The following is a 25,062-nucleotide window of genomic DNA, read 5'->3' as shown; positions in this document are numbered from 1 at the left end:
TCTCTAAGTACTGGCTTGTCTGACTTCTTGACAATAATTAGTAAAAAATCATACCCATGAATGGAGCACCTTTATGATTCAGTTTCACCCACTAAGTAAATCTATTGCACTAGCTTTATCTACTTTGTTAACGGTTACAGCGCTTAGCGGTTGTGGCTCAGATGATGATCGCAAAACACCAACAACGCAACCAGGCCACGATCACGATCACGATCACGATCACGATCATGATCATGATCATGATGAAGAGTCAGAGGTAACCGCTGAGCTAAGGCAAGGGCGGATAATGATTACCGAAAAAAACAGTAATAAAGCTTATGTTTATAGTCTTGCTCAAAACAAAGTTATTCAAAATTTGGATTTAACAGGTCAAGCTGATGCGCTTCAAACCAGTCCAGATGGTAATTATATTCTAGTACTCGACCGTACCAACCAAGGGGTGAATTTTTACCATAGTGGACTGGAAATTGAAGACCATGGCGACCACGATCACCCCTACGCTCGAGACGTCAGTAAGATGCCACTACAGTTAAATTACACCCGTCCTGTACATTATCAAACGTATGGCGAGCAAGCTGGATTGTTTTTTGATGGCTTAGGTGCGGCAGGTAATCCAATAGATAACCCTACACAGGCAGCTGGATTTGCCCTAGTAACAGATAAAGATATTGCAAATGGCAAACTTCTTTATCAAAAATTAAACACCAACATGCATGGCACAGCAGAGCCTCGCGGGAATTATGTTATCAGTACAGGACGTTATGATACAGTGGGTAGTCCACTCGCTGATACAATCAGCGTCTTTGAACGTCACAATGATCATTATCATTTAAACCAGACGTTTGATACCAAATGTCAGGGTCTGCATGGCAGTGGCAGCGTGACTGACTTTAGTGTTTTTGCTTGTAGTGATGGTATTTTGAGTGTGAAGCAAACTGATGATGCGTTTAGTGCTGAAAAAATCACCTACCCTGCCAGCTTGATCAATAACCAGTGCATCAATGAAGATGGTAGCAGTAGTGCCGCTCGAATCGGTTCGTTTGTAACCAACCATCATCACAACTATTTAGTTGGCACGGCCTGTGGTCAACCATACCGTATTGATCCTGCTAGTAAGAATGTTGCTCCTATTGTTTGGACGTCCAATAACAGTCGCCGAGTTGTCAGCTATGATTTTGATGCTCATGGAGAACATTTAATGCTACTTGACGACGCAGGAACCTTACATCTGCTTGATGTGACGCAGAACTATAAACAAGTAGCCGCATTGAATATTATACCGAATGGAATCAAGAACTATAGTCATGGTGGCCCATCTTTGATCGTTAATCCGAATACTGAGATGGTTTACGTGATGGACAGTGAGAGTCAGCAAATCATTACCATCAATCCTGATGCTAAAAAAATTGAGTCAAAAATGAAATTGGCCTTTGCACCATCGCAGTTGGCTTGGTTCGGGGTGAAAACTGTACACGACGATGAGCATCATCACGAGTCCTAACCTACTTTTTATAGAAACTTAAATTTTTAGACTGAACCCCATGAGTTAATTGTCGCTCATGGGGTTCAGTTTTTAGTAGAATAGACAGTTGTTAAGTAACAATTATATTAGCGTAGATGTAGATGCTCCCCTTTTCATACTTGACTGCTAATGAATAGATTGAGACAAATCTGAGAGCTGTTATAGTCATTCGAAGCTTAATCAATTGAGTTCAGACTGTATGCCGTCGTTTTATACGGGTTAGACAGCTTTAGTGATAATAAAGCCACTATTGGCATAAACAAACTGGGTATCCAAAGACAAGCCTCTAAACCAAATTCTTAATACACCCACCCTGATAACACCATTCCAATCAGCTAGCCTGCGCACTTAGCCAGAGTTATGCCTTAAAAGGGAGTGTGTTCGCGCTCCCTTTTTTAAATTCGAAAATACTTATTTGGATTCCATTCCCGCCAAGGTCATACCGAAACGTATAATGGTCGCGACCACCAAAAGCGAGCCAACGCCAAGTGCCCAAAAAATCAGTAACCATTTGAACTGGTGAAGACTTTTTTTCATCGTACTTTCCTCCAAACTAACTTACTTACATAAAAGGCTGGCTCTCTGTAAACACCAATCTTTTTGCTATCTGCTTTCTAATGATAACCATCGGTATCTACGACTTTTCCACGGAACACTCGATAAGACCAAAAGGTATAAATCAAGATGACAGGCACAATAAACACAACGCCGACTAAGGTAAATTTAAGGCTAGACGTTGGTGCTGCGGCCTGATAAATCGTAATACTCGGTGGAATAATGTTTGGCCAAAGACTAATACATAACCCTAAATATCCTAAAAACAACATGCATAAAGCACAAATAAAAGCACGATCTTCTTGTTTAGAATGCGCCGCGCCCATAAGAAACAGTGCAAAAATAGCCGTAAAAATCGGTAAAGGCGCCAAATACATAATATTGGATACGTTAAACCATAAGTCCCGTACACTGTCGTTAATCATTGGCGTATAGATGCTGATAATGAACATACAGGCTACGAGCAGTAAGGTTAATGGTTTAATGAATGTGCGCATTTTTTTCTGCAAACCATGCTCTGTTTTAACAACCAACCAAGTGACGCCAAGTAGTCCATAAGCAAATAGCAAACTAAAACCCGTGAACAGGCTAAATGGACTCAACCAATCCAATCCACCGCCAGCGAACTCGCCATTGTCTACTTGAAAACCAATGATCACAGCGCCCATCGCCACGCCTTGAGCAAAGGTGGCCATTAGGGAACCAACAAAAAATAGCTTGTCCCAAATTGGACGATGAGACTCTGTCGCCTTAAAGCGAAACTCAAAGGCGACGCCACGCAAAATCAAACCAAATAACATCAGTAAAATCGGTCCATATAAGGCTGACAAAATCACCGAATACGCCATAGGAAATGCAGCCAATAAGCCCGCGCCACCCAATACAAGCCAAGTTTCGTTACCATCCCAAACAGGAGCAACCGAATTCACCATAATATCTCGCTCATGTTCGTCTTTAATAAAAGGAAACAGCAGACCAATCCCCAAATCAAAGCCATCTAAGAACACGTACATCATCAAACCAAAGCCGATAACAAAAGCCCAAATCGTCGGTAAATCAAAATACATGACACTGTCTCCTAAATTTCTACGCCATCAGCGGCAGATAGCGGACGGGCTGGGCGTTTGCTCAAATCATCATCATCTTCAAACAAATAATCGACGGTTGGACCTTTATGAATCAGCGCCAGCATATAACTCACGCCTAAACCAAACACACACAGATACACCACGACGAAAGCGAGCAATGATAAACTCATGGCAGTCACACTATTGGGCGAGCCTGCATCTATAGTGCGCTGCAAACCATATACCACCCAAGGCTGGCGACCTGTTTCAGTGACAAACCAGCCTGTCAGCATGGCAATCAGACCAGCTGGCCCCATCGCAACACAAAAGCGCAAAAACCATTTTTTCTCGTAGATTCTGCCCTTTTTGCGAAGTATCAATGCAGTTACCGCCAGTACAATCATCAAGATGCCAAGCGCCACCATGATACGAAAGCTAAAGAAAACCACAGGCACGTAAGGACGATCTTCTGCTGCAACAGACGTAAGCGGTGGAATATCCCCATCCACAGAGTGCGTCAAAATCAAACTGGCAAGATTCGGAATCTCAATCGCAAAATCGTTTCTTTCTTCGTCCATATTTGGCCAACCAAACAAGACCAGCGGTACGCCTTCACCTTTTTCCGTTTGATGCCAGTGCCCTTCCATCGCGGCTACCTTGATTGGCTGATGCTCTAGCGTGTTTAGGCCATGCTGATCACCGACCATCACTTGCAAAGGTGCCGAAATCAGCAGCATCCACATTGCCATGGACAACATTTTTTTCGCAACTTGTATATGAGAGCCTTTTAGCAAATGCCATGCACCAGAAGCCCCAACTAATAACGCCGTTGCCAAGAAGGCCGCCAAGCCCATGTGAACTAAACGATAAGGAAAAGAAGGGTTAAAAATAATCTCAAACCAATTGACAGGTACAACGCGACCATCAACGATGTCGTAGCCTTGAGGGGTTTGCATCCAGCTGTTAGATGCCAAAATCCAGGTCATCGAAATTAAGGTTCCAATAGCGACCAAAATAGTAGAGGCAAAATGTAGCTTTTCACCGACTTTTTTCCAGCCAAACAACATAACCCCTAAGAAGCCAGCTTCAAGGAAGAAAGCCGTCATCACTTCATAACTAAGTAGCGGACCAGTAATGGCTCCTGCGAAGTTAGAAAACTGGCTCCAGTTGGTACCAAATTGGTACGCCATCACAATGCCAGAAACAACACCCATGGCAAAATTGACAGCAAATATTTTCATCCAAAATCGGCATAAGGTCATGTAAATCGGCTTTCTTGTACAAAGCCAAAAACCTTCTAATACGGCCAGATAACTGGCAAGACCGATTGTAATAGCGGGAAAAATAATATGGAACGAGACGGTGAACGCGAATTGTATTCGCGCCAAATCAATAGCATTTAAGTCAATCATTGTGCCCTGCCTACCCTCTACACTGTCAGAAAGTAAAAAATAATTACTTTGTTAAGTGTAAAACTTTAAAAAATATAGAACAGGCACAATAAATTAATTTAGAATAGGTACAGATTCATTAACAAAGGCTCAGTTATGAGTCAGTTTAAATACCTAGAGCTGGAACATTTATTACGCAAAGATATAAAAGCCAATCATTTTTTGCCAAGCGGAAAACTTCCTTCTGTCCGAGAAATGTGCCAGAACTTGGGCTTTTCTAAAGCCACGGTGCTACATGCTTTGCATCGACTCGAAGCAGAGGGATTGATCTTTTCTAAACCAAAATCAGGTTACTTTGTCAAAGCCACGACACCAAATGACCGTCTCTCGCCAAAGCGCATTAACCCACCCGCTGCTCCCAGAGACGTAACCGTTCCAGCCATCTTAAAAGACATCATGACACGCAGTGCCGCCTTTGATATTTTGCCAACGGCTGGTGTTACCAATGATGCGAATCACCTCATCACTTTAAACCGGCACTTAAGCAAAGCATTGCGTTCCAGACCCACTCAAAAAGCTCTCTACTACAACGACTCAAGTGGCGATATGCGCTTAAAAGATGCCATTGTGACTCACTACCGTCACCGTAGTTTGAACCAAGATCCATCACAGGTTTGCATTACCGGTGGTTGCCAACACGCCTTATTCATCTCTCTTATGGCAACGTGCTCACCCGGTGATACTGTAACAGTAGAGTCTCCAGCATTTTATGGCGTACTGCAAATCATGGAACAACTCAAACTGAAAATTATCGAGGTCGCTGCTGACCCTAGAGAAGGTTTGAGCGTTGAAGATTTGGTCGAAAAAATAACAGAGTGGCCGATTAAAGCCTGTATTGTGTCGCCAAACTACGCCACGCCCACTGGGGCGTTTATGCCTGAAAAAGCACGCCGAGCATTAATCAATCTAGCGGTTGAAAAAGATTTTTGCATCATAGAGGACGATATTTATGGGGATTTGGCTTTTCCGCCTTTTACAGCCGAACCATTGAAGAAATTCGATCCTAACGGACAAGTTATTCTGTGCAGCTCTTTCTCGAAAAGTTTATCGCGAGATTTAAGGATTGGCTGGGTGTTTGGTGGTAAGTGGCACGACAAGATTACTCAATTGAAACTGGTTACCCAGCTCTCCTCTAGCGAATCCACTCAGCAGGGTTTGGCAACATTTTTAGAAGAAGGTCATTACAGACGTTACATTGCTCAACAGGTCAATACGCTAAAGCAACAACAAAGGGATCTGATGACCTTATTAGATACTCATTGGAGTGACAAAATTCGCTATACCCACGCCCAAGGTGGCATTTCTATGTGGGTAGAGTTAGATGAAACCATCAACACACAGCGCAGTTATAATAAAGTATTAGAGCAAGGCGTGATCATGACACCCGGCTCACTTTTCTCGGCATCGGGTCAATATAAAAATTTTTTACGCTTAAGTTATATCCACCCGTTGACCGAGCAAAGGCAGGCCGCTGTCAAAAAGCTATTTGACGTACTACTTGGATAGGGTTTTTTAACATTAAACCTAGTGACGAACAAGCTTTTGATGCCTTTCACCGCATTATATAGCGAAACCGTCGAAACTACTTTGGTGCATTAGGCTTAACTGATCTCTTAGTACATCACCAAAGACACATGAATCACCTGGATAATTTAACCGCTTACACAGTAAATATACCGTCGAGTAGCCCTACCCATTTTTAAAATCAGCGAAGAAAACACATATAAACGATAATTTATCTATTTTCATTTTGACTCACCATGGCTTGTCTAAGAAACTTTTCTAATTCATCCATTTGCAATAATCCCAAGTCCATACCTTTACTGGTGCGGACTCTAACGCTAGATTCCTCCAACTCTTTTTCTCCAATCAATAAAAGAAACGGTACTTTTTGTAAGGTATGCTTGCGAATTTTATAACCAAGTTTATCCTTACCAAAGTCACACTCTACTCGCAATGATAAATTCTGTAGTTGCTTCAAGACTTGCTGGGCATAAATCTGTTGGTGTTCAGAAATAGTTATTATCATAACTTGGACAGGCGCAAGCCAAAAAGGTAGGTGACCTGCGTAGTGCTCAATCAAAATGCCGATAAACCGTTCAAGTGAACCGAATATAGCGCGGTGTAGCATGACCGGTTTCTGTTTCTGATTATCTTCGTTAATATAGCTGAGATCAAAGCGCTCTGGGAGGTTTAAATCTACTTGAATGGTGCCACATTGCCATTCTCTACCGATCGCATCTTTTAGCGTAAATTCAATTTTAGGTCCATAAAATGCACCTTCTCCTTCACTGACCTCATAGGCGATATCAATGTCTTGCAAAGATTGAATGAGCGTCTGTTCTAAAAAATCCCATGTTTGCTCAGACCCTATTCTATTTTTTGGACGAGTAGATACTTTGATAGAAATATTGTCAAACCCAAAATGCTGGTAGATTTTATAAATCAAGCGGATGGTACTGACACACTCTGATAGGAGCTGGTCTTTGGTACAAAATATGTGCGCATCGTCCTGAGTAAAATGTCGAACTCGCATTAAGCCGTGCAGTGATCCTGAAGGCTCATAACGGTGAACTTTACCAAATTCCGCCATTTTAAGTGGTAACTCTCTATAGCTTTTTAAATCATGACCGTAGAGACAAACAGCACCAGGACAGCTCATTGGTTTTAACGCGTAGGTTTTTTCATCAGGTGTCTCTACCGCAAACATTTGCTGTTTATAGTTTTGCCAATGTCCTGAAATCTCCCATAGCTCTCTATCCATAACGTCTGGTGTATTGACCTCAATATACCCTGCCTCTTCCTGCTGATGGCGTAAATATCCCGTCAGTAATTGAAATATTTTCCAACCTTTCGCATGCCAAAAAACAGCTCCTGGTGCTCGTTCGTCAAAATGTAACAGGTCCAGTTGCTGTGATAATTTTCTGTGATCTCTTTTTGCTGCTTCTTCTTGTTGCTTCAGATAATCGGTCAGTTGTTTTCGAGTAGCCCAGCAAGTGACATAGATTCGTTGCAACATAGGCTGACTTGCATCACCTTGCCAATAGGCACCTGATACATGAGTGATTTTGAAGTTTGGCAAAAATGAGGTGTTAGCAACCAAAGGGAATATATAGATATCATTCACACTATCATCAAGTGGTTGAAATAAGGTCGTTATTGACTCGCTTTGTTCTCTATACTGTTTTAAATGTTCTGATTTAAGTGGGTTTTCTGAGCCGAAGTAAGCAATAGCATCAGTTAGAGAGACGTCACGACCTACTATGGGCTGCTTTTGTTGAACAATATTTTGCATGCCGTTTGATATGTCATTGAGGTGATCTTCGTTAAAATTAGGCGTCTCTGCAAAATCATAATAAAAACCAGTATCTGTGGTTTGATACTGTATGGGCTTGGCATTTGGGTGTAAGTTTAAAACTGATTTCACAAGAAGATAAGCAAATGAATCACGTTGAAGCATTGAAGCCTCGTCATCTTGAGACGTGATAAGCTGGATGTGGCAGTCTTCAGTTATGAGATGTTGCAAATCAACATATCGGCTACCAACTTTCGCCAAAAACACTTTTTTATAACCAGGCGGTTTATAGGTTTCTAATAAGGTAGCGATCGATATAGGGTCTTCAATTGAAAGTTGCTGAGCATTTTGGTGACTAATTATTTGGATATTCATAAGTAATCTGGCAATTAATAATTATGGTGATTAACGGTCGATTTCAAGAGATTGACCACGGCAGTTTGGGAACAGCTGGTTTTTATGCCATGCAAGTTGCCCTGAGATGATGGTGGTGTCTACAGAATATCGAAAAGCTTTATGTGCAAAAGGCGTCCAGTTACAGTGCATATAATTACGAGTGTCACTGACCATGACTTTTTCTTTATTTTCTTTGAGTAATACCAAATCAGCCCAATATCCTTCGCGTATATAGCCTCGGTCTTTAATGCGAAACAAGTCTGCCACTTGATGCGATGTCTTGCGTACCATGGTTTCGATGTTCATCTGTTTGTCCTCAACCAATTCCATCAACGCAGGCAAGGCATGTTGTACAAGGGGCAATCCAGCTGGGGCATTGAAGTAACTTTGCTGCTTTTCCTGCCAAGTATGCGGTGCGTGGTCAGTACCAATAATATCCAAACGGTTAGACTCTGAGATCGCTTGAATCAATGCTTGACGGTCCTGTACTGTTTTGATGGCTGGATTACATTTGATGAGATGTCCTAGCATTTCATAATCAGTATCATCAAAACTTAAATGATGCACACAAACTTCAGCGGTAATATACTTTTTATCGAGTGGTAGGTTTTTAAACAGACAAATCTCTTTAGCTGTGGTGATATGTAATACGTGTAGCTGAGTACCATATTTTTCAGCCAGTGCAACCGCCATACTTGAGCTTTCAAAGCAGGCTTGTTTATCACGAATACGGCCATGCATGACGGCAGGAATGTCGGCACCGTATTTTTCTTTATACTGTTGCTCGCGCATTTTGATACGAGGCGTTGATTCACAATGCGTCAACAAAATAGTAGGCACATTCGAAAATAGGCGTTCTAGGGTTTGCGGGTCGTCGACCAGCATATTGCCTGTAGACGCTCCCATAAAAACTTTAACGCCACTAACAAGCTTAGGGTCTAGGTTTTCGACAATATCAATATTATCGGCACTGACACCGAAGTGAAAGGCGTAATTTGCCATGCTATGTGTTGCGGCATTTAACTTCTTTTGCTGTAATGCTTGCAAATCTAGTGTCGCAGGCTGCGTATTGGGCATATCCATATAGCTTGTGATACCACCAATCGCCGCCGCCATCGACTCTGATTTTACAGTGCCTTTTTGCGGTGCCCCTGGATCTCTAAAATGCACTTGATCATCAATCATACCTGGAATGAGCCAGCCACCTTCTGCATCGATATTTTCTGCACGAGAAACACCGGTAATACTAGGCTGTATTTTTTCGATACGACCATTTTCTATCAGTACATCAGCCATTTCCCGAATGCCTTCATTCACAATGACAGCATTGCGGATGATGATTTTTGGAAGGTTGCTAAAATTCATTTTGTAAGGCCTTGTATCCTTGCACCAGCTCGATATTGGCATTTACCACACTTTCTGAAAACTCATTAAGCGATACATCCATAGGTGGAAAGTCACTTAAGTTAGTGGTGGGGTGAATATGACTGATAGCAGGAACATAAAAGTTATCAGGTAAGTCTTGTCCATCCACAACGGCATTGTGTCTCACTGCACTTCTATTACCGACTCTGCAATTGAACAAGACACTATTGAATCCTATAAAGACATGATGTCCAATCTTACAAGGCCCATGAATGATAGAGCGATGAGCAATAGAAGAGTTTTCTCCAATGGTGACAGCGGCCCCAGCTTTGGAGTGAATAACTACTCCATCTTGAATGTTTGAATTAGCACCGATAATAATAGGTTCCATTTCACCTTGTGCATCCACTTCATCAGCGCGGATAACAGCATAAGGCCCAATGAAGACATTGGCATGAATAATAACTTTGCCGCAAATAATAGCCGTTTGATCGACATAGGCCGTTTGATCGATGATAGGAAGGTCGCCGGATGGGTTTTTACGAATCATAAGATATCTTATTGGTATTGGATAAAGGATTGCTTAAGATTGATACTTGTGTCAATTCTAAGCCTAGATAAAAACAACTGGGTCGCAAGGTGTGACAGGCGGGGCCATGTTGCTGAACTGAAAATAAAACAGCATCTCCATCACAATCTAATTTGGCATCGATAAGCTGCTGGTGATAACCAGAGCTTTCTCCTTTGCGCCATAAAGTTTGTCTCGAACGCGACCAGTAGCAGACTCTTTTAGTGGTTAAGGTTTCTATGAGCGTTTCGGCATTGACCCAAGCCAACATTAATACTTCTTTAGTTTGGGCATCTTGTGCAATCGCTGCTATCAAGCCTTGCTCATTCCAAGGAATCTGCTTCATCACCTTATCAAAGCAGTACTTTTGACCTTTTTTGCCATGTTCCATTGCTAAGAAAATAGACGTGCTTGCGTTCACCATTGCCATGAACCTTCTGCAACAGCGTCATGTGCATGCAGGCTTTCTGCATGAATGACTTTGAATTTAAATCCTAAAATATTGGCATAGTCTAAGAATGTATGACGTAACCGCCGTACGGCATCTTCACAGAACATCAAGTTTTGTCCATTTGCCAGTGCAAAAGCTTGTTCATCTACCCGTTTTACCGCTGTTTGCACAGGTGTCGCAAGGGCGTGTTCTGCTTGGTCAATGATTGCGATGAGTGGCAGTTCAGCTAACTCAGTTGAGACCTTAAACCTTAATTGGGCCACGCTACGCTGACTATGCGGGGTTGCAACAATCGCCTCGGTAGTCCCTAACCAATCGATAACTTCTTCTGAATTGGTCAGATCAAATCGTTTCTCTGACAATGCTTTTTGAAACTGCTGCTGAATCAAACTACGTGATAAGGCAGCCGAACAAGGACAAGTAGATGAATACGGGATCTCAACTTGAACCTCAAAGAAAAATTGCTGATCAATGAGCTGGCAGACCAGCTCAAAAGGGTAGCTTTTCCAGCCAGTCAGCGGACTGATCAATGCGGGACGCTCGACATATAGCTGACTTTTTATATGTAGTTTTGCATTGCTAGATAAGCCTTCGTGACTCTTGAGGAAATCTTGCAATGTGTCTTTGAGGTGCGAAAAATTGAGTATTTTTAATTTGACTAATTCTAGTAGGCGAATGTATAGCCTAGACATGTGAATCCCTTTGACAGCAGGGTCATCTAAGCTCACGAAAGCATTGACTTGACTTGGGCAAAGCGTATTTTCTATGTAAATAGGTAAGGCAATATTCTCCATGCCAACCCAGTCTAAACAAGAAGAATGTGGTGCTACATTTAGGTTTTCAGAGATATCAGGAAGATCGTTAATCATTAATATTTAGAACTCAGTTGAATTATTCATTGTTATGTTATAACATTACAAGATATTTGGCAACTATAGTGATGTTTACTGTTTCACCTATACAAATTTCCGTATAGGTAGTGAGGTGCTAGATACATTAGAAGCAATATAAATTTTAGAAGCTAAAAAAAGATTTTGTACGTTCTGGTAGGAGAAAGGAGCGGCGTTAAACATGTGACTTAAGGTTTATAGTTTTAAGCAAATTCATACCGCTAGTGCTGGTTACCAAACTTGGGGTCCTGACCACCTTAGTAAATCCTTACCTTGTTTGTCTCGCACCATTTAAGACAAAAACGCAACCAATCGATATGCTTTTTATTTTTCATAATCTTACGTACCTATATTTTTCAAGTATTTTTTATAACCCTTATATAAATTGATAGAGAAGAGAGAGCCAATGAGTAATTCCTTAGCCATCGAAAAAAAACTGCCTGTGACTGTGTTGTCCGGGTTTTTGGGCGCAGGTAAAACTACGCTACTCAATCATATTTTGAATAATCGTGAAGGTAGACGCATTGCCGTTATCGTAAATGATATGTCTGAGGTAAATATTGACGCAGCATTGGTTAGAGAAGGTGGAGCTGAGTTGTCCAGAACCGATGAAAAACTCGTAGAAATGAGTAATGGCTGTATTTGCTGCACTTTACGAGAAGATTTATTGATAGAAGTGCGACGTCTGGCAGAAGACAATCGTTTTGATCAACTGGTTATCGAATCAACTGGCATTTCTGAACCATTACCTGTTGCGGAAACCTTTACTTTTGAAGATGATGATGGTTTTTCTCTCAGTGAGTTTGCCCGTCTAGACACCATGGTGACCGTCGTTGATGCCTTTAATTTTTTAAAGGACTATAGCTCTTATGACAGTATACAGTCTCGAGGCGAATCATTGGGTGAGGAGGACCAACGCACCGTGGTCGACTTATTGATTGATCAAATCGAATTTTGTGACGTCATTGTGTTGAATAAAATTGATTTGATTTCAGATGCTGAAAAAGAAAGATTGCTGGCAATTATTCACTCGTTAAATCCGCGAGCTAATATTGAAATTTCTCAATTTGGTCAAGTAGATTTAGATAAGTTGTTGAACACAAATTTATTCGATTTTGATGAAGCCTCTGAAGCACCAGGTTGGCTAAAAGAGCTTAGAGGGGAACATACACCTGAAACGGAAGAGTATGGCATCAGTAGTTTTGTTTATCGTGCTAGACGCCCCTTTCATCCGCAGCGGTTTTACGATTTTATTAATACAGAGTGGAAAGGTGTGATTCGATCTAAAGGTTTTTTTTGGCTAGCATCTCATCCCAAACTGGCAGGTTCTTGGTCACAAGCGGGCGCGATGGCTAGACATGGTCTAGCTGGATATTGGTGGGCAACCATTCCTGAAGAGCAATGGCCACAAGATCAGCAAAACCGTGACATCATAGAAAGTAATTGGGACACGAGTACAGGCGATGCGCGTCAAGAGATTGTGCTAATAGGCATGGAGATGGATGAGTCAAATCTTATTGATAAGTTCAATAATTGCTTGCTTAATGATGAAGAAATGGCAGAAGGTCCTGAACATTGGAAATTGATGGATAATCCATTTATAGAGTGGACTGACTTAATAGCTTAATTTTTTAAGTCTTCGTAGTATTTAGACATGTTTAAGCAAGTCATGGACATGTTGTTGCCACCATTGAAAATGTATTTGAAATCCGTTCCTGATTTTTTTAGATGCTCATAAAACAAGACATAAGCTTATCGGCTTATGTCTTTTACACATTTAATAATCAATGAAGTATGGTAATAGATCTTTTGCATGAGTCAGCGCTAGCCGTTGAAGTTCCGTTATTTAAAGTCAATACAACAGTACTTTCGCAAGAGATATAGTTATTATTGGTTTTTAATTGTCGTGTTTGAGGTCTGGATTTTACTTACGGAAAAATTTTATTTATAACCAAAGTGTTGGCATGGCAGTCAGATTTTTGCGCCCTTGATGGGTTTAAAGAGCCTATTAATTACTGCCTAATGAGTGACATGGATTTAGAGTTAAATACGTAAATTTACATTAATCGAACTTCGGGGCGGGGCGAAATTCCCCACCGGCGGTATTTTTTCTTGGGTGATATCATCCAGCTAAACAGCCCGCGAGCGCCTTGTTCCTTGTGAACAAGGGTCAGCAGATCTGGTGAGATGCCAGAGCCGACGGTTACAGTCCGGATGATAGAAGATCGACCAAGCTTTTGATGCTCCTAGTAATAGGAGCTTTATATGTGCTTTTTTAAACGTGGAGCTTGGTACTATTTATTCTCATCACCCCTGTTCATCTTATTGATTGGAGAAAATCAAGATGGCAGGAACATTTTTTATCATGATCGCGTGTTTTATGTGGGCATTGGATACCTTAATCCGCTACCCGTTGTTAAGCTCCGGTTATTCAACCTTGCAAATCGTTCTTATCGAACACATTACGCTGGTATTATTTGTCAGCCCCATGTTGTGGCGTTACCGCCATGTTTATCGTCATATGTCTATCAGCGGATTTTCAAGTTTGTTTTTTATTGGCGGCATTGGCTCGGCTATAGGTACCTTAGCGTTTACCGAAGCGTTCCATTACTTGAATCCTACTATCGTTATTTTACTGCAAAAGCTTCAGCCTATCGTTGCTATTTTACTGGCCTATTGGTTACTGAAAGAGCATATTGAAGGGCATTTTTTACAATGGGCGGCGGTCATTTTACTGGGCAGCTTTGTGATGATGTGGCCAGATTTACGCGCGTTAGGCAACGCTCAATGGCACTATTCAAGCGATACGATAAGTCTGTTCAAAGGCTACGGTTACACGCTAATTGCGGTGATCGCATGGGGCGCTACCACTGTATGCGGTAAGTATTTGTCCCATCAGCATATACCGGCGAATGCCATCATGTCGGGTCGATTTTTTGCTGGGCTGTTAGTGCTCTTACCCATAGCATTGGCGCATTCAGATGAATTATCCATGATGACATCGATAGATTTGAGTCTTATTGTCGTCATGGCCTTACTAAGTGGCTTTATTGGTATGTGGTTTTACTACCAAGGCTTGAAAACGATCCCCGCACAACTAGCTACCTTGGCCGAGTTGTCTTTCCCCGCCTTCGCAGCCCTGATCAACTGGGTCTTCCTCGACATGGGGCTGACGGGCTACCAAATCATTGGTGGCATGATGCTGATACTCGGCAATATCGGCCTGCGCATGAAAAACCCAAGAAGAAATGACTTAAGCCCTGTGATGCAATAAAAACTGCGACATATGAGCCACGTACAGCACAAAAAACTAGGTTGACTGATTTTTTTGTGCTGTTTAGCTATGCTAAACAAACCGTAGAGGTATACTTGGTAAACTAACGATTCGATGAGAGGTTTATTATGATTAAGAGAATCATGATTTATAGTTACAAATCAATAAAATAAATATATACGAGAGAAAATAATCCTAGGCACTTTCTTCAGCCTACTTTGACGTGATTTTATTTGCAACCGTGCATATGCAGTCCCTGGATTGCTATAATCTAGTGTTATAACCCTTGTAAATATCTGATTAACTGTCATAAAATAGCGTTCTTTGTGTTTATGTTAGAATATTTTGCTAGAAAACATCTGTTCTCTCTATGAATGTTACCTGTGTAAAAATATCTGGTGACAGATGATAATCCCATGCTTATTAAGTGGCGAACGCTCACTCTACGACACTCATCACCAGTAACGTTATGGTTTGGCATGCTGCTTGCGTGCTTTGCCTGGATCATGCATGTCTCAATGTTGCTGACGCCTCTATGGGATGATAATGCCCATTTAGGTCACGGCATTTGTATTCAGCTTGCACCTGTTGTATCAACCGCTAAGCAGTATGAGCAAATACAGGCTGATATTACTTATACCGCACACAATATGCCTGATGATAGCGCAGCTTATCATCTGCACCATCATACCGTTTCGAATTCCTTATCATCGACTTCAACAGTAAATACCCACACAGAACTGTCGTCAAAACAATTACATAGCAAGCATCACGCTGAAAGCTCTGATCCAGATACTGTAAAACATTCTAGCTGTGATATTTGTCTTTCTATGACGGCGGTGCTTACACCAAAAGTGTTTGCACACACTGACTCTGCTTTGTTTGAGTTGCCCGCCGTATTAGTCGCGTTTTTATATCACTCAACCACTCACTATCCTAGTCATTTTCTACGGCCTCTCACCCGCGCTCCCCCTCAAGTCATATTTCAATAACCTTAAACATTCATAGTTCAATACTTTATTGGTGCATTGATAACTTGCTATCAATCAATAAGCTTACTTATTGCTTTGATTGATTGGCTTGTACTCGTTTGCCCAAAATATTGGGCTTGAAATGCTATTTATTTATATCAGTACCTATTCAGTAAGTATCTCATCTAAGCTCGTAAGTGGCTTGGATTGTATGTTGTTGCAAAAAACTGAATAACTGATTCAATTATGTTTTAGGAGTCATGTTTATGACTATGGCATTGTTAACAGCAGCGTTGTTAATGGGATTTTTTGGTTCACCGCATTGCTTGGGTATGTGTGGTGGGATCGTCGCAGCGTTTGGACTATCTATGAAAGACATCAGCCCAGCAAAAAAGCGCGGTCTTATAGCCACTTATCATCTGGGCCGATTACTCAGTTATACGCTACTAGGATTGGTCGCTGGTTTGATTGGTACAACCATACTGGCACCATTAATGATGGGTAATAGTACACCTCGAATTCTACTTGGATTGGTATTGGTTTTTGTGGGGCTGACGATGCTCGGTCTACCTTTTTTGAACAAGCTTGAGCGATTTGGTATGCGCTTATGGCAAGCACTAGCACCGCTACGCACAAAAGTGTTTCCCTTAAATACGGTTCCTCGCGCACTAGCAGCGGGTTTGCTCTGGGGCTTTTTACCATGCGGTCTTGTATATGGTGCATTACTCATTGCCGTTGTAGGTCATGATCCCCTAACAGGCGCTGTTTTGATGTTTGCTTTCGGGCTTGGGACTATTCCTATGCTGGTTGCTACTCATGAAACAGTCAATTGGGTACGCCATCATATTGGGCGTCTGCGTCTACGGCAATTAAATGGCGCGATTATGATGATATCGGGACTGGCGGTTATCGCTGTACCCATCATCATGGCAAACATGCATGGACATATGGATCACGGGCATATGGATCACGGGCATATGGATCACGGGCATATGGATCACGGGCATATGGATCACGGGCATATGGATCACGGGCATATGGATCACGGGCATATGAATCATGAGCAAATGAATCATGAGCAAATGAATCACGAGCAAATGAATCACGAGCAAATGAACCATGAGCAAATGAATCACGAGCACTGAAAACGACACAGCCTGACTCTGCTTCTAGCGCTTGTCACTGTTTAAATCGTAAGGCTTAAATTACAAGACGTAAGATGATGAGCGTCGCCTTAAGAGCAGAGCCATATAGCCCATTATTATTTAAGGATCTACTGATGAGTAGACAAGATCAGAAACCAAAAAATTCTCAGCATTACTTTACCGTGTGGCGTTGGCACTTTTATTCAGGGATTTTTATTGCTCCTTTTTTGATTATTCTTGCTTGTACTGCGCTTGGCATGCTGCTGATGTCTAATACGACGGGCCGAGATTACGATCGCTTGACCATTACCCCGCAGACTACGGTACAAATGTCTGTTTCCACTCAAGCCAAAGCGGCGCTTGAAAGCACGCCTGACAGCGCACTCATAAAATACATCGCGCCCCGAGAGCCTGATACCGTTGCGCTGTTTCAAGTACGATCAGACAGTCAAGATAATATGGTGGCTATTGATCCTTATACGGCAGATATCGTCAAAAGCATACCAACGAAAAGTAATTTGTATCACACTTTTGATGCGATTCATGGAGATCTGCTGTTAGGAACGGTAGGAGATTATATCCAAGAAACCACGGCGGCATTGACCATCCTGATGATCCTAACGGGTTGGTATTTGTGGTGGCAAAAACGCAAATCTGTCAAAGCCATGCTAGTCCCTGATGAAGGGACGAGCCTGAAACAAAAACGCTCGTTCTTTCGCACCATTCACGCCACACTGGGTAGCTGGATATCGATTGTGTTGCTGTTTTTTTGTATTTCTGGCATGGCATGGGCAGGTATTTGGGGTGGCAAAATGGTACAGGCATGGAGTCAGTTTCCTGCTGGAAAATGGGGTGTAGCCCCTGTACCGACTTCGATCAATCCTGATGATCCTCATGCGGGCATGGACATGAGCGAAGCTGCCCCGCATGTTCATGGTTCAGATAGCACACCAACACATGGTAGCGTTTTAAATACAGGTAGCAGTAAGGAAGTGCCTTGGGTACTTGAGCTGACGCCAATGCCAATCTCTGGTACGACCAAGGGCAAAGATGGTATCGCCCCGAACCTACCGATCAATATAGATACAGTGGATAAGTATGCACGAGAAATAGGGTTTACAGGCCGCTACCATATGAACGTACCGCAAGATAGCACAAGCGTTTGGACACTCAGCCAAGATTCTATGAGCTATGATATGCACAGTCCCACAGCTGACCGTACTGTACATATCGACCGTTACTCGGGTAAAGTATTGGCAGATATTCGCTATGATGACTACAACGCGTTTGGGAAGTTTATGGCAGCAGGTATTGCCCTACATATGGGAACGCTTGGGTGGTGGAGCATACTCGCTAACGTACTGTTTTGCCTAGCAGTCATCGGTATCTGCATCAGTGGTTATGTGATGTGGTGGCAACGTAGGCCTAATACTCAGGAGGTTATCGGGTTAAACCCACCAGCACGCGGTATTAAGAGATCGATACCAACATGGTTAGCGATTATTCTTATTGTCGTAGCAATAATCTTTCCCACAGCAATCATCGCCATCATCGTTATAGCGTTGTTAGATTTTTTGGTTATTTCGCGTTTTTCTGTTTTAGAGAAATTATTGAAATAAAGTTTTATCGAAAGTAAAGTTATAATAATTGCGATAGTTTAAACTATCGCAATTATTATAATAGCTTTGATTTTATAAGAAGTGTATTAAATAAAATAACTATCTATATGAATATAGTCAATCCACAATAAAACTGGAACAACCCATATCGTAAAACAGTTTAGGTAGATTATTCTGCATCCACCCTTGGCGCAGAAACTTAGCCTGTGCCCATTTTTTCTCAATAGGATTCAGATCAGGACTGTAGGGTGGCAGCCATAAAATACGATGGCCGTGCCTGTTCAGTAGTTTTTGAATACGTTTGTTTTTATGAAACCGAGCATTATCCATCACAATCACGCATTTAGTTTTGAGACTTGGAATTAGTGTGTATTTGCACCAGTCATAGAATATGGTGCTGTTAATGTTCTGCTCGAAGTAATCTATGGCAAACAGCATCTTTTCATACAGAGCACCGATAACATTCGTACGCTTTTTTGCTTGCCAATTGTAGCTATCGATACAAGGTTTACCAACCGGTGCATAGCCATGAGAACGAATGGTCTCGTGCTCAAAGCCGCTTTCATCCATATAGACAATGGGATAGCCTTGCTGTGTAAAGCGATCAAGCTTACTTAGATATATCGCTCTTTTTATCGGACATGCTTTTGGATGCTCTAAGGTCTTTTTTTTGAGTGATACTCAACCGTTTTAATGCAGCTTCTATACCTGATTTACTACAGCCTAAACGCCGTGCTCGCTCATACATATAATCGTCTGGATGCTGCTCAACATCTTTCAATAAGGCTTCATTTGATATTTTAGTCGGTGCTTTATTTCTGGTAGTTTTAGGAACTAAGCTCTGCTGCCAGCTGTGGATCGAGCTTGTGCTAAGCTGGTAAAAAACAGCGGCTTCTCGAATGGTCATGCCGTCTTTAATGCTACGCAGTACTTGCTTGCGAAAGTCGATTGAATAGGTCATCGTTTATTTCATTAAATGAATGAGTTATGAATATTGTATCGGTTTTATTTAAGGTTGACTATACTTAGCAGACTGTCATTACCATCAAATCTGTAAGATGAAACTTAGGGAGTCAAGTCCATAAATATTAACTTGGAAGACTATCGTTTTGAAAAAATTCTGATTTGCTGTTTACTTCCATCCAAATATGAAAATATCAAAAAAATGTTAATTAATTAATAGACTACTTAAAATATTCTATTGTAAAAAAACCGCTCATATTAGATCATTGAGTTGATCGTATTCATTACAGCTTATTCGAATACTTTATTTCTGTCATAACAGACTTGATCAATATAATTTTTATGATAAGACCAACTCATAACTCGTACTACGTCCTGATGCTACAGATTTTTGCATCATATCCTTCTCTATCAAATCATTGATATCTCGTAGTGCCGTATCTATAGAGCATTTGGTCATAGTTGCCCATTTTTTAGTGGTAAGTTTGCCATAAAAATCAGTCAGCAAAGTATTTAGCATTTTTACTTGCCTATCATTCAAAGCGTGCTGTCGATGCGTTTGCCAAAAGCCTGACTTACTAATAGTTTTATCCGTGGTTTCTTGAGCAGCAATGAGTGCTTGCTCTAATGTTTGTAAAAACCAGACCAACCAATCCGAGATATCAGTATCACCCTTTTGCGTGCGCTCTAGTATTTTATAATAATCATTACGCTGTTTAAGAATTTGCGCTGACATACTATAAAAGCGCTGGGCACTGTTATCGTTTTTTGCCAGCATTCGTTCTGTGATTGCTCGTGTTAGTCGTCCATTTCCATCATCAAATGGATGCAAAGTCACAAACCATAAATGAGCAATACCTGCTTTAATGACTAAATCTATAGCATCTTGCTCATTTGACGAAGTATTAAACCACAATAAGAATCTGTCTAACTCATCTGGCAACCTATCCGCACTCGGGGCAACAAAATGAACCCGCTCGCGACCATACCCACCAGACACTACTTGCATTGGCCCTTTACTATCATCACGGATACTACCTGTTTGAATACGATAAAGCCCACTATATCCATCTGGAAATAATGCTCGATGCCATCCGAGTAAATCATCTAACAATAGCGGCTGTTGATAACGATAGGTAGCACTTAGCATCATCTCTACCACGGCATCGATCTCACGAGTAGTGGTTGGCATACTGGCATTATCCAGCCCTAAATGCCGCGCAACTGAGGAACGCACTTGATCGTTATTTAGAGACTCCCCTTCTATCTCAGAGGTTTTGACAATCTCTAAAGTCACAGCATCTAATTGCGCCTCAACATTTAACTCAAACCCTAGCGTTAGCAATTTTCCTAATAAACGACCTTGTAATATTCGCACCCGACTGACGAGTGGCAATAGCTTTTTGTCCGACCATTGCCACTCAGTCCAATTTGAGTGCTCATGAATATAAGTAGTATGCTTCATACGTTCCCCAGAGATATGCAGAGATTAGAACAGTAATCTCCTTATATTATGCAGAGAATAAGCAGTAGAAACAATACGTAGAAATTCAAAAACGACCATAGCAGACGTAATAAGAATAGATTCTCAACGAACAAACATAGTTTTTTTTGTTCTGAGAAGGGCTTGAGTAGAGGTAAAAACACTATAAAAATACAGTGCCCAAATACGAGTTAAATTTTACTTTATTATAATTTACATTGTGATTATTCAATCGTATAATATCTACAGGCCATAAAGGTCAATGAATGTAAGATATTATCATAATAAGCATTTTGGTCGAGCGACTTTGACATGGTAGAGGTCAGCAGTTCGAATCTGCTTATGCCTACCAAATATTTAGAAAGCCCCAGTCTAACGACTGGGGCTTTTTTTGTCCGTAAAATAGAGACCATCCCAGATTCTGTGTAACTGCCATTGACCACTTTTTAGACGCCTGCTGGGTTGCCAGATAACTTAAGTTGTCTGGTAATTATTATATCCCAAAATGACATCTGTTGTCGCAGAAGATATCCTATCCATTGTTTTGCAAATATAATTCCAGTAAGGTAAAGCCATACCTAAGATAAGGTTTTACTTTACTGAAATTACTATGGCTAAATCGACTAACCCCTATACAGGTAATAGCTTCGCCTCCTCTGATCTCAAGACCATTCTGCACTCTAAACGCGCCAATATCTACTATCTCTCGCATTGCCGCGTCATGCAAAAAGTGACTTAGAAATCTGCTCTATCGAACTCGGGCTTGGTTATCTGCTTCATCACCGCTCAGGTGACTTAGAAATTCGCTGGATCTGATAAACTGAACCGCCCCGAGTATATCGGAGAGTGATTTACTTGAGTCAGGCAGCCATGCCTGACAGGATTAAATTATCAGAATACCGCTTTTCAAATTCAAAAGGTGATACATATCCAATCGTGCTATGCAATCGTGTTTTATTAAACCAATCCACCCATTCAAGGGTTGCCAGTTCAACATCATTAACGCCAGTCCAGTTCTCCTTTAAATAGTCGGTGGTGTTCTAAAAAGTATGCTGGCGATAAAAGTCAATAAGAAACCTATGCTACGTTCTCTGACCCTATAGGGCTTTTAAGGCTTCAATAATTGTTTAAATTTTAATCAGCATACTTTTTGATACACCATCACAATCTGAATGGCTTATACCACTAGGACCACGTTAAACCAATGAGAGTACCTCACATAAACAGCTATTCGTCAGGCTGCTTGATTAACAACTCCCAACTTAGAGACTCCTTTGATATAATTTTCTAAGATAAATCCTACGCTGATTAATCTCCAGCGCTATTTATCCAAGAAAACTCTTCCATAATGCGTATCCATTGACTATCCAATCCTGCTTTTAATAACAATGGCTCACCGGTAACTGGATGGCTGAGCGCTAAACTCTGAGCGTGCAACAGCATGCGCGCGCAACCATATTGCGTACGAAAAAATCGATTATGCCGTCCGTCGCCGTGGCTGGTATCACCCACTATAGGATGGAATAAATGCCTCATGTGCCGACGTAGCTGATGTTTTCGTCCAGTTTCAGGTATTAAGCGCATGAGACTATAGCGGCTAGTGTCATGCTTTTTTGACACCGCAAATGGCAGCTCAACTTGTGCCAAACGTTGCCAATGTGTCACCGCTTCTTGAGCAGGTTTGTCCAAGTCAGCAAACTTATCGGCAATGGCATCGGGCTGAAAGCTCAACGCATAATCAACAGTGCCCTGCTCTGGCATAAAGCCGCGCACTACGGCTAAGTACTGCTTGGTAATTTTGTGTTCAGTAAAAGCTTCAGTAAGGCTACGCGCCACGGCTGGGCTTTTGGCAAACAGCAACACGCCTGAGGTGGGCTTATCTAACCTATGCACCGGAAATACATGGCAACCTACCGCATCACGGGTGAGTTGCATGGCAAAGCGTGTCTCGCCTTTATCCAGCCAACTGCGATGCACCAATAGACCAGCCTCTTTATTAATCGCTACCAGAAACTCATCTTCATAGATGATGTCTATTTGGTTAGCGGTGTTGCTTTCGATATTCATGTTTTCAGTGCTCATACTTTAGATACTGTAATTATATGTCTGCTATATATATCCTTTTTATCGCAGCCTATCAAGTCATGCACAAAGGTCTTTGACCTATGCTGTCAGTTTTGTAGAAACTGACTTGGGAGGTTTGAATCAAGTGGCCTAAATGAGTTGACTGCTGCCCTTGCCCTTTACTAATCTCTAAATAATATTAATTTCATAACTGAACTTCTCTGCCAACCCATATGACTCTCTATATTCAATAGGCTCACCTTCTAAGTTCTTAGCAATGCGGCATACTTTAACTAAGTTTTCTTTTTTAGTATTGCCCACCTCTATCATATAGTTTCTTGATTATCATTACCTATACCACCCTTTTTTATCAAGGATAACCAGAAAGTATTTAGCATCACTTGCACTCGTTTTCCTTGCTACTCTAATTTTTGTGAATGGTATAACGTCATATGATAATATTTGGTCGACCCTATCTTGACATAATAGAGGTTAAATCTGTAGCTTTGTACAGATGGCTTCAAATATGTAAAGTAAGCTATCGCTCGTAATAGTAATCATCTAAAATACCTGCTACCTCTGCAGAACATCAATTTATAACAGTCTGACTTACTGCAGACCCTTATTGCACCACCGGTATCACTTGATACATCTCACACTAGCAATAACAGACTGTCCGCTACACCAACGTAAGGCTAATCATAATGACATCAATAATTAGAGTCGCCATCGCCGGTTACGGCAACCTCGGCCGCGGCGCCCAAGCCGCCATCAAGCACTGTCCAGACATGCAATTAGTCGGTGTATTCAGCCGCCGAGATCCCGCCTCCGTCACCCTGATTGACGATAGCGCACCCGTCTACGCCATGGACGATATTGCACAATATAAAGACGACATAGACGTGCTGATCTTATGTGGCGGCTCCAAGTCTGATTTGCCCGAGCAAGGCCCTGCGCTTGCGAGTTTATTTAACATCGTCGACAGCTTCGATACCCACGCCAAAATCCCCGAATATTTCGAAGCGCTTGACGCGCCTGCTAAAAAAGCCAGCAAAGTCGCCATGCTGTCCGTAGGTTGGGATCCCGGTTTATTTTCTATCAACCGCTTATACGGTGAAGCTATTCTACCGGTCGGTGAAACCTATAGCTTTTGGGGCAAAGGCTTAAGCCAAGGGCACTCAGATGCGGTACGCCGTGTGGATGGTGTTCAGGCAGGCGTGCAATATACCCTGCCCTCAGAATCTGCCATGGCGCGCGTACGGGCAGGCGAACAGCCCACGCTCAGTACCCGTGAAAAGCACACCCGCGAATGTTATGTCGTGCTAGCAGACGGCGCCGATGCCGATACCGTGCGCAACGCCATAGTAACCATGCCGGATTATTTTGCTGACTACGACACCACAGTGCACTTTATCGATGAGCAAACTCTTGAGTCTGAACACAGCAAGATGCCGCACGGTGGCTTCGTCATTCGCAGTGGCGTCAGCGGCCTCGATAATGAGCAGAACAACCAAGTGTTGGAGTTTTCATTAAAGCTCGGCAGTAACCCTGAGTTTACTGCCAGCGTGCTCGTGGCCTACGCCCGCGCCGCCTATAAAATGAACGTGGCAGGCGAAACTGGTGCAAAAACCGTGCTCGACGTCGCCCCTGGTTTGTTGTCGCCAAAGACGCCGGCACAGCTGCGTAAAGAGTTGCTGTAAACGCTAGCTCTATAATGGAAAAAGCTCTAAGCCAAAAACAAAAAGCACCCAGCCATTAAAGCTCGGTGCTTTTTTTATGGTTTAATGTGGTCTAATTTTTGGCGCCGCTACTTTAGCTTGGGTAACGCTGATCGTTAAGATAATACTTATACCAAAAAAGATAAATATTTCAAATAGTTGCAGAATTATTAAAAAGTCAAGTGTATAGGGGCTGTATAGAATTGGGAAATAGTTGAAAAAAATAAGCAACGCCTTACACTCTTGTTTACCACAACAAAGAGAA

21 protein-coding genes, 4 pseudogenes and 1 riboswitch are annotated in these 25,062 nt (G+C 41.9%); of the genes and pseudogenes, 9 read left to right on the top strand and 16 right to left on the bottom strand.

The window, feature by feature from the left end; genetic code table 11:
- The first annotated feature begins 73 nt into the window (after nt 1-73).
- A complete protein-coding gene (locus EI162_RS06575; protein ID WP_192523585.1) occupies nt 74-1,501 on the top strand; it encodes a hypothetical protein in 1,428 nt (475 codons plus the stop codon).
- 432 nt (nt 1,502-1,933) lie between these two features.
- On the opposite strand, the gene EI162_RS06570 is transcribed toward EI162_RS06575, so the two are convergent.
- From EI162_RS06570 to EI162_RS06560, 3 genes are all read right to left on the bottom strand, one after another.
- Nucleotides 1,934-2,059 (bottom strand): DUF2474 family protein, encoded by a 126-nt coding sequence (locus EI162_RS06570; RefSeq protein ID WP_083766349.1) that lies wholly within the window; start codon nt 2,057-2,059, stop codon nt 1,934-1,936.
- A 77-nt stretch (nt 2,060-2,136) separates the two neighbouring features.
- The gene (gene cydB, locus EI162_RS06565) at nt 2,137-3,144 is read right to left on the bottom strand and encodes a cytochrome d ubiquinol oxidase subunit II (RefSeq protein ID WP_095570159.1); all 1,008 of its coding nucleotides are present in this window, start codon (nt 3,142-3,144) and stop codon (nt 2,137-2,139) included.
- Between the two features lie 11 nt (nt 3,145-3,155).
- Nucleotides 3,156-4,556, bottom strand: coding sequence for a cytochrome ubiquinol oxidase subunit I (locus tag EI162_RS06560; protein WP_095570158.1), 1,401 nt, complete (start codon nt 4,554-4,556; stop codon nt 3,156-3,158).
- 135 nt (nt 4,557-4,691) lie between these two features.
- Here EI162_RS06560 and EI162_RS06555 point away from each other — a divergent pair, with 135 nt between their 5' ends.
- On the top strand, nt 4,692-6,101 hold the full coding sequence (locus EI162_RS06555; protein WP_192523584.1) for a PLP-dependent aminotransferase family protein: 1,410 nt from the start codon (nt 4,692-4,694) through the stop codon (nt 6,099-6,101).
- Nucleotides 6,102-6,155: 54 nt separating this feature from the next.
- On the opposite strand, the pseudogene EI162_RS14920 reads toward EI162_RS06555, so the two are convergent.
- The 6 genes and pseudogenes from EI162_RS14920 to folE2 form a co-directional block, all read right to left on the bottom strand.
- A pseudogene (locus EI162_RS14920) lies at nt 6,156-6,272 on the bottom strand (DUF934 domain-containing protein); the annotation flags it as partial.
- Nucleotides 6,273-6,330: 58 nt separating this feature from the next.
- Nucleotides 6,331-8,265 (bottom strand): threonine--tRNA ligase, encoded by a 1,935-nt coding sequence (thrS, locus tag EI162_RS06545; RefSeq protein WP_192523583.1) that lies wholly within the window; start codon nt 8,263-8,265, stop codon nt 6,331-6,333.
- A 30-nt stretch (nt 8,266-8,295) separates the two neighbouring features.
- Complete coding sequence (locus tag EI162_RS06540; protein WP_095570154.1) at nt 8,296-9,651, bottom strand: dihydroorotase; 1,356 nt, start codon at nt 9,649-9,651, stop codon at nt 8,296-8,298.
- Complete coding sequence (locus EI162_RS06535; RefSeq protein WP_095570153.1) at nt 9,641-10,201, bottom strand: carbonate dehydratase; 561 nt, start codon at nt 10,199-10,201, stop codon at nt 9,641-9,643. Before EI162_RS06535 ends, EI162_RS06540 begins: the two co-directional genes overlap by 11 nt.
- Nucleotides 10,191-10,649, bottom strand: a complete 459-nt coding sequence (gene hisI, locus EI162_RS06530; RefSeq protein ID WP_179288379.1) for a phosphoribosyl-AMP cyclohydrolase — start codon at nt 10,647-10,649, stop codon at nt 10,191-10,193. The genes EI162_RS06535 and hisI overlap by 11 nt, the downstream gene beginning before the upstream one ends.
- Complete coding sequence (folE2, locus tag EI162_RS06525) at nt 10,637-11,539, bottom strand: GTP cyclohydrolase FolE2 (RefSeq protein ID WP_095570151.1); 903 nt, start codon at nt 11,537-11,539, stop codon at nt 10,637-10,639. The genes hisI and folE2 overlap by 13 nt, the downstream gene beginning before the upstream one ends.
- Before the next feature lie 427 nt (nt 11,540-11,966).
- Between folE2 and zigA the strand changes: the two genes are divergently transcribed.
- The 5 genes from zigA (at nt 11,967) to EI162_RS06500 (ending at nt 18,569) form a co-directional block, all read left to right on the top strand.
- Nucleotides 11,967-13,187, top strand: coding sequence for a zinc metallochaperone GTPase ZigA (gene zigA / locus EI162_RS06520; protein WP_192523582.1), 1,221 nt, complete (start codon nt 11,967-11,969; stop codon nt 13,185-13,187).
- Between the two features lie 438 nt (nt 13,188-13,625).
- Nucleotides 13,626-13,790: riboswitch (FMN riboswitch) on the top strand.
- 114 nt (nt 13,791-13,904) lie between these two features.
- A complete protein-coding gene (locus tag EI162_RS06515; RefSeq protein WP_095570149.1) occupies nt 13,905-14,834 on the top strand; it encodes a DMT family transporter in 930 nt (309 codons plus the stop codon).
- 416 nt (nt 14,835-15,250) lie between these two features.
- Entirely contained in the window at nt 15,251-15,826 is a 576-nt protein-coding gene (locus EI162_RS06510) for a hypothetical protein (protein WP_143516795.1), read from the top strand.
- A gap of 245 nt (nt 15,827-16,071) precedes the next feature.
- Nucleotides 16,072-16,950, top strand: a complete 879-nt coding sequence (locus tag EI162_RS06505; protein WP_192523581.1) for a sulfite exporter TauE/SafE family protein — start codon at nt 16,072-16,074, stop codon at nt 16,948-16,950.
- A 134-nt stretch (nt 16,951-17,084) separates the two neighbouring features.
- The gene (locus EI162_RS06500; protein ID WP_192523580.1) at nt 17,085-18,569 is read left to right on the top strand and encodes a PepSY-associated TM helix domain-containing protein; all 1,485 of its coding nucleotides are present in this window, start codon (nt 17,085-17,087) and stop codon (nt 18,567-18,569) included.
- 117 nt (nt 18,570-18,686) lie between these two features.
- On the opposite strand, the gene EI162_RS06495 is transcribed toward EI162_RS06500, so the two are convergent.
- From EI162_RS06495 to EI162_RS06490, 3 genes are all read right to left on the bottom strand, one after another.
- The gene (locus EI162_RS06495) at nt 18,687-19,193 is read right to left on the bottom strand and encodes an IS630 family transposase (protein WP_037058605.1); all 507 of its coding nucleotides are present in this window, start codon (nt 19,191-19,193) and stop codon (nt 18,687-18,689) included.
- Nucleotides 19,180-19,530, bottom strand: a complete 351-nt coding sequence (locus EI162_RS14630; protein WP_025643996.1) for an IS630 transposase-related protein — start codon at nt 19,528-19,530, stop codon at nt 19,180-19,182. Before EI162_RS14630 ends, EI162_RS06495 begins: the two co-directional genes overlap by 14 nt.
- 342 nt (nt 19,531-19,872) lie before the next feature.
- Nucleotides 19,873-20,997: a Fic family protein gene (locus EI162_RS06490; RefSeq protein ID WP_192523579.1), complete on the bottom strand. Its 1,125-nt coding sequence runs from the start codon at nt 20,995-20,997 to the stop codon at nt 19,873-19,875.
- A 628-nt stretch (nt 20,998-21,625) separates the two neighbouring features.
- Between EI162_RS06490 and EI162_RS06485 the strand changes: the two are divergent.
- Nucleotides 21,626-21,745: pseudogene (locus EI162_RS06485) on the top strand (subtype I-F CRISPR-associated endonuclease Cas1); the annotation flags it as partial.
- 130 nt (nt 21,746-21,875) lie between these two features.
- Here the strand turns inward: EI162_RS06485 and EI162_RS06480 are convergent.
- The 3 genes and pseudogenes from EI162_RS06480 to EI162_RS06470 form a co-directional block, all read right to left on the bottom strand.
- A pseudogene (locus tag EI162_RS06480) lies at nt 21,876-22,046 on the bottom strand (integrase core domain-containing protein); the annotation flags it as partial.
- 277 nt (nt 22,047-22,323) lie between these two features.
- On the bottom strand, nt 22,324-23,082 hold the full coding sequence (gene truC, locus EI162_RS06475) for a tRNA pseudouridine(65) synthase TruC (protein ID WP_192523588.1): 759 nt from the start codon (nt 23,080-23,082) through the stop codon (nt 22,324-22,326).
- Between the two features lie 186 nt (nt 23,083-23,268).
- A pseudogene (locus tag EI162_RS06470) lies at nt 23,269-23,379 on the bottom strand (GntR family transcriptional regulator); the annotation flags it as partial.
- A gap of 404 nt (nt 23,380-23,783) precedes the next feature.
- Between EI162_RS06470 and EI162_RS06465 the strand changes: the two are divergent.
- A complete protein-coding gene (locus EI162_RS06465) occupies nt 23,784-24,779 on the top strand; it encodes a diaminopimelate dehydrogenase (RefSeq protein WP_192523578.1) in 996 nt (331 codons plus the stop codon).
- An 81-nt stretch (nt 24,780-24,860) separates the two neighbouring features.
- Here EI162_RS06465 and EI162_RS14625 read toward each other — a convergent pair.
- On the bottom strand, nt 24,861-25,062 hold a 202-nt coding region (locus tag EI162_RS14625), incomplete at its 5' end, for a hypothetical protein (RefSeq protein ID WP_225736920.1).

The organism is Psychrobacter sp. FME6 (assembly GCF_014861365.1).
Classification (GTDB): domain Bacteria; phylum Pseudomonadota; class Gammaproteobacteria; order Pseudomonadales; family Moraxellaceae; genus Psychrobacter.
Note: the sequence above shows the minus strand (reverse complement) of the source record. Positions and strands in the feature narration are given on the sequence as shown.

What these genes read in the sequence shown, in the direction of transcription:
- folE2 (WP_095570151.1), bottom strand. Translation starts at nt 11,539, where the DNA reads ATGATTAACGATCTTCCTGATATCTCTGAAAACCTAAATGTAGCACCA.
- EI162_RS06570 (WP_083766349.1), bottom strand. Translation starts at nt 2,059, where the DNA reads ATGAAAAAAAGTCTTCACCAGTTCAAATGGTTACTGATTTTTTGGGCA.
- truC (WP_192523588.1), bottom strand. Translation starts at nt 23,082, where the DNA reads ATGAATATCGAAAGCAACACCGCTAACCAAATAGACATCATCTATGAA.
- EI162_RS06555 (WP_192523584.1), top strand. Translation starts at nt 4,692, where the DNA reads ATGAGTCAGTTTAAATACCTAGAGCTGGAACATTTATTACGCAAAGAT.
- zigA (WP_192523582.1), top strand. Translation starts at nt 11,967, where the DNA reads ATGAGTAATTCCTTAGCCATCGAAAAAAAACTGCCTGTGACTGTGTTG.
- EI162_RS06560 (WP_095570158.1), bottom strand. Translation starts at nt 4,556, where the DNA reads ATGATTGACTTAAATGCTATTGATTTGGCGCGAATACAATTCGCGTTC.
- EI162_RS14630 (WP_025643996.1), bottom strand. Translation starts at nt 19,530, where the DNA reads ATGACCTATTCAATCGACTTTCGCAAGCAAGTACTGCGTAGCATTAAA.
- EI162_RS06490 (WP_192523579.1), bottom strand. Translation starts at nt 20,997, where the DNA reads ATGAAGCATACTACTTATATTCATGAGCACTCAAATTGGACTGAGTGG.
- EI162_RS06535 (WP_095570153.1), bottom strand. Translation starts at nt 10,201, where the DNA reads ATGATTCGTAAAAACCCATCCGGCGACCTTCCTATCATCGATCAAACG.
- EI162_RS06515 (WP_095570149.1), top strand. Translation starts at nt 13,905, where the DNA reads ATGGCAGGAACATTTTTTATCATGATCGCGTGTTTTATGTGGGCATTG.
- EI162_RS06500 (WP_192523580.1), top strand. Translation starts at nt 17,085, where the DNA reads ATGAGTAGACAAGATCAGAAACCAAAAAATTCTCAGCATTACTTTACC.
- EI162_RS06510 (WP_143516795.1), top strand. Translation starts at nt 15,251, where the DNA reads ATGCTTATTAAGTGGCGAACGCTCACTCTACGACACTCATCACCAGTA.
- cydB (WP_095570159.1), bottom strand. Translation starts at nt 3,144, where the DNA reads ATGTATTTTGATTTACCGACGATTTGGGCTTTTGTTATCGGCTTTGGT.
- EI162_RS06575 (WP_192523585.1), top strand. Translation starts at nt 74, where the DNA reads ATGATTCAGTTTCACCCACTAAGTAAATCTATTGCACTAGCTTTATCT.
- EI162_RS06465 (WP_192523578.1), top strand. Translation starts at nt 23,784, where the DNA reads ATGACATCAATAATTAGAGTCGCCATCGCCGGTTACGGCAACCTCGGC.
- thrS (WP_192523583.1), bottom strand. Translation starts at nt 8,265, where the DNA reads ATGAATATCCAAATAATTAGTCACCAAAATGCTCAGCAACTTTCAATT.
- EI162_RS06505 (WP_192523581.1), top strand. Translation starts at nt 16,072, where the DNA reads ATGACTATGGCATTGTTAACAGCAGCGTTGTTAATGGGATTTTTTGGT.
- EI162_RS06540 (WP_095570154.1), bottom strand. Translation starts at nt 9,651, where the DNA reads ATGAATTTTAGCAACCTTCCAAAAATCATCATCCGCAATGCTGTCATT.
- hisI (WP_179288379.1), bottom strand. Translation starts at nt 10,649, where the DNA reads ATGGCAATGGTGAACGCAAGCACGTCTATTTTCTTAGCAATGGAACAT.